The 4,129-nt window shown below is 61.3% G+C and carries 2 protein-coding genes; one reads left to right on the top strand and one right to left on the bottom strand.

Annotation, left to right across the window (positions count from 1 at the left end):
* A partial coding sequence (locus tag WA989_RS12610; RefSeq protein WP_424340844.1) for a flavin-containing monooxygenase occupies positions 1 to 755 on the bottom strand: 755 nt, incomplete at its 3' end.
* A gap of 292 nt (positions 756 to 1,047) precedes the next feature.
* On the opposite strand from WA989_RS12610, the gene uvrA reads away from it, so the two are divergent.
* Positions 1,048 to 3,984 carry an excinuclease ABC subunit UvrA gene (uvrA, locus tag WA989_RS12605; RefSeq protein WP_424340843.1) on the top strand — a complete coding sequence of 979 codons (2,937 nt, stop codon included), beginning with the start codon at positions 1,048 to 1,050 and terminating at the stop codon, positions 3,982 to 3,984.
* The last annotated feature ends 145 nt before the right edge of the window (positions 3,985 to 4,129 follow it).

Genomic DNA, 4,129 nt, shown 5'->3' with positions numbered 1-4,129 from the left:
ACCAGCTGCTGCATGGTGATGAACTTCCAGCGCGTCAGCTTGTGGCGGATCTTGCGCGGCAGGAACCGCAATCGCTTCGACAGAGGGTCGACGCTCGGCCGTGTCACCACATAGGCCGGCGAGCGCTGCACCATCGTCGTATGCGCCGCCTTTTCCGAAAGCGTCGGCACCAGCGTTATCGCAGTTGCGCCAGAGCCGATGACAACGACGCGCTTGCCGGAATAGTCGAGACCCTCGGGCCAGAATTGCGGGTGCGCGATCGTGCCTTCGAAGTCTTCCGTGCCTTCGAATTTCGGGTCGGCGCCGCGCTCATAGCGATAATATCCGCTGGCAAAGACGACCATGTTTGCCGTAAACTCGACGCTCGCGCCGGTCTCCAGCTTTTCGGCCTTCAGCGTCCAGCGCGAATCCCCTGTCGACCAGTCCGCCGAGAGCAGCTTGTGGCCAAACCGGATCAGCGGGATGAGGCCGTTTTCCTCTGCGGCTTCCTCGATATAATTGCGGATCTTGTCGCCGTCCGCGATCGCTTCCTTGCCTTTCCATGGCTTGAACCGGTAGCCGAGCGTGTACATGTCGCTGTCGCAGCGTATGCCGGGATAGCGGAACAGGTCCCAGGTGCCGCCAATCCGCTCGCGCTGTTCGAGAAAGCCGATTTTCCTGTCTTTGAACTTGCGCTTGAGTGTGACACCGGCCCCGATGCCGGACAAACCGGCGCCGATAATCATGATATCAAGATGCTCGGTCTGTTCGCTCATGCCCTCGCCCTCAACCGCTGTCTGAAATAACAGAGTTCCCAGCCCGCCGCCCCAAGTCAATAAAAGAACACCGCTCGCACTGCCTCGGGCTCGCGCGGCATATTTTTCGCGCAAGGCTGCACGCTCTGCCTTGAAGGCGGCGCGCCTGCCTCCAAATCTGAAAGCTGAACGCCTCTTGTGCCCCATGTCTGGCTTCTAATCCGCTTGTTCCGCATTTGTTCTTGTCGCTAAGCTGGACTCCGGGCACACATAGAGATTGAACACCAGACATAGAGCTCTCAAAGGCCTGCCGATGACCTCCCCAGACCTTCGCATGATCCGCGTGCGCGGCGCGAAAGAACATAATCTGAAGAATGTCGACGTGGATATTCCGCGCGACAAGCTCGTCGTGATGACCGGCCTGTCCGGGTCGGGCAAATCCTCGCTCGCCTTCGACACAATCTATGCTGAGGGCCAGCGGCGCTATGTCGAAAGCCTCTCGGCCTATGCGCGCCAGTTCCTCGAGCTGATGCAGAAGCCGGATGTGGAGAGCATTGAAGGCCTCTCGCCCGCCATCTCGATCGAGCAGAAGACGACCTCCAAGAATCCGCGCTCCACCGTCGGCACGGTGACCGAGATCTATGACTATATGCGCCTGCTCTGGGCGCGTGTCGGCATCCCGTATTCGCCCGCCACCGGCCTGCCGATCCAGTCGCAGACGGTGTCGGAGATGGTCGACCGGACGATGGATCTGCCCGAAAAGACGCGGCTCTACCTGCTCGCGCCGATGATCCGGGGCCGCAAGGGTGAGTATCGCAAGGAATTCGCCGAGCTGTTGAAGAATGGCTTCCAGCGTGTGAAGGTCGATGGCGAGTTTCATGACCTCGAAAGCCCGCCGACGCTCGACAAGAAGTTCAAGCATGACATCGATGTCGTGGTGGACCGGATCGTCATCCGCGAAGGCATGGAGCAGCGCCTTGCTGAGAGCTTTGAGACCGCGCTTGGCCTCGCCAATGGCATTGCCGTGCTCGAATATGCAGACCTTCAGGAAGGCGAGAAAGAGCCGAAGCGGATCACATATTCCGCCAATTTCGCCTGCCCGGTCTCAGGCTTCACCATCCCCGAAATCGAGCCGCGGCTATTCTCGTTCAACAACCCGTTCGGTGCCTGCCCGACCTGCGACGGGCTCGGCCAGCAGTCCAAGGTCGACCCTCAGCTCGTCGTGCCGGACAAGGATCTGACGCTCGCCAAAGGCGCGATTGCCCCCTGGGCGCGCTCCTCCTCGCCCTACCAGACCCAGACGCTCCAGGCGCTCGCCGACCATTTCGACTTTGACCTCGATACGCCGTGGAACAAGCTTTCCGAGCCTGTCCGGGAGATGATCCTGCACGGCACGGGCGATGAGGAAATCGACTTTGTCTATGATGACGGCCTGCGCCGCTATGAGGTGAAGAAGACGTTCGAGGGCGTCATCCCGAACCTTAACCGCCGCTACCGCGAGACAGACAGCCAGTGGTCACGCGACGAGATCGCCAAATTCCAGTCTGCCGCCCCCTGCCCGGCTTGTAATGGCAAGCGCCTCAAGCCGGAAGCGCTGGCGGTCAAGATCGACGGCCTCGACATTTCAGACAGTGCTGAATTCTCGATCAAGGACGCCGGCGACTGGTTCGGCAAGGTCGAGGACTCACTCTCCGACCAGCACAAGGAAATTGCCGCGCGCATCCTGAAGGAGATCAATGACCGTCTGATCTTCCTCAATGCGGTCGGCCTTGAATACCTATCCCTGTCGCGCGCATCCGGCACGCTGTCGGGCGGTGAAAGCCAGCGCATTCGCCTCGCCAGCCAGATCGGGTCCGGCCTTCAGGGCGTGCTCTATGTGCTCGACGAGCCAAGCATTGGCCTGCACCAGCGCGACAATGAACGCCTGCTCGAAACGCTGAAACGCCTGCGCGATCTCGGCAATTCGGTGCTCGTCGTCGAGCATGATGAAGACGCCATCCTGACCGCAGACCATGTCATCGATATGGGGCCGCGCGCCGGTGTGCATGGCGGTGAGATCATCGCCCAGGGCACGCCTGAGGAAGTCGTCGCGAACCCCGACAGCCTGACCGGCGCCTTTCTCTCCGGCAAGGAAGAGATCGTCATCCCCGAGCGCCGGCGCCTGACCAAGAAGAAGGCCCGCACGCTGACCATCAAGGGCGCAAGCGGCAACAATCTGAAGAAAGTCGACGCCTCTATTCCGCTGGGCACCTTCACCGCCATTACCGGCGTCTCCGGCGGCGGCAAGTCGACCCTGATCATCGAGACGCTCTACAAGGCGCTGGCTCGCAAGCTGAATGGCGCCTCCGCCGCGCCGTCGCCCTATGAGAGCATTGAGGGCCTCAACCATCTCGACAAGGTCATCGACATCGACCAGTCGCCCATCGGCCGCACGCCGCGCTCCAACCCGGCGACCTATACCGGCGCTTTCGGTCCGATCCGCGACTGGTTCACAGGCCTGCCGGAAGCCAAGGCACGCGGCTACAAGCCAGGCCGCTTCTCCTTCAATGTGAAGGGCGGGCGCTGCGAGGCCTGCCAGGGCGACGGTGTCATCAAGATCGAGATGCACTTCCTGCCGGATGTCTACGTCACCTGCGAGACCTGCAATGGCAAACGCTACAATCGCGAGACGCTGGAAGTGCTCTACAAGGGCAAGTCGATCGCCGACGTGCTCGACATGACGGTCGAGGAAGCAGAGAAATTCTTCTCTGCCGTGCCGGCCATCCAGTCGAAGATGGAGACGCTCAACCGCGTCGGCCTCTCATATATCAAGGTCGGCCAGCAGGCGACGACGCTGTCAGGCGGTGAGGCACAGCGCGTCAAGCTTGCCAAGGAACTGTCCAAACGCGCCACCGGCAAGACGCTCTACATCCTCGACGAGCCGACCACCGGCCTGCACTTCGAGGACGTCCGGAAACTGCTTGAAGTGCTGCATGAGCTAGTGGACACAGGCAATACGGTCGTCGTGATCGAACACAATCTCGACGTCATCAAGACCGCCGACCATATCATCGACATCGGCCCCGAAGGCGGCGATGGCGGCGGCAGGATCGTCGCCACCGGCACGCCGGAAGAAGTCGCCGCGATCGACGAGAGCTGGACCGGCCGCTTCCTGAAAGAAACCTTCCGCCGCCAGGACGAACGCCGCGCGGCGAGGAACAAGGTGAAGCGCAAGGCCGCCAAGGAAAAACAGACGCAGGCAGCGGAATAGGCCTTTCGCGACCTCAAATCGCTCCACGATGGGCTGGCACATTTGTTGCTGTTTGCCCTTGCAACTATTCGTTTCTGCGCGCCGTCTCGACCGGCGGCCGGGTCGAAATCGGGGAACGAGGGGCCGCGGTCGATGTCGCCAACGA

It is taken from the genome of Henriciella sp. (assembly GCF_049649345.1).
GTDB lineage: Bacteria > Pseudomonadota > Alphaproteobacteria > Caulobacterales > Hyphomonadaceae > Henriciella.
This window is presented reverse-complemented; position numbering and strand designations above follow the sequence as displayed.

Coding starts and splice junctions, on each gene's coding strand:
- uvrA (WP_424340843.1), top strand. CDS start 1,048: ATGACCTCCCCAGACCTTCGCATGATCCGCGTGCGCGGCGCGAAAGAA.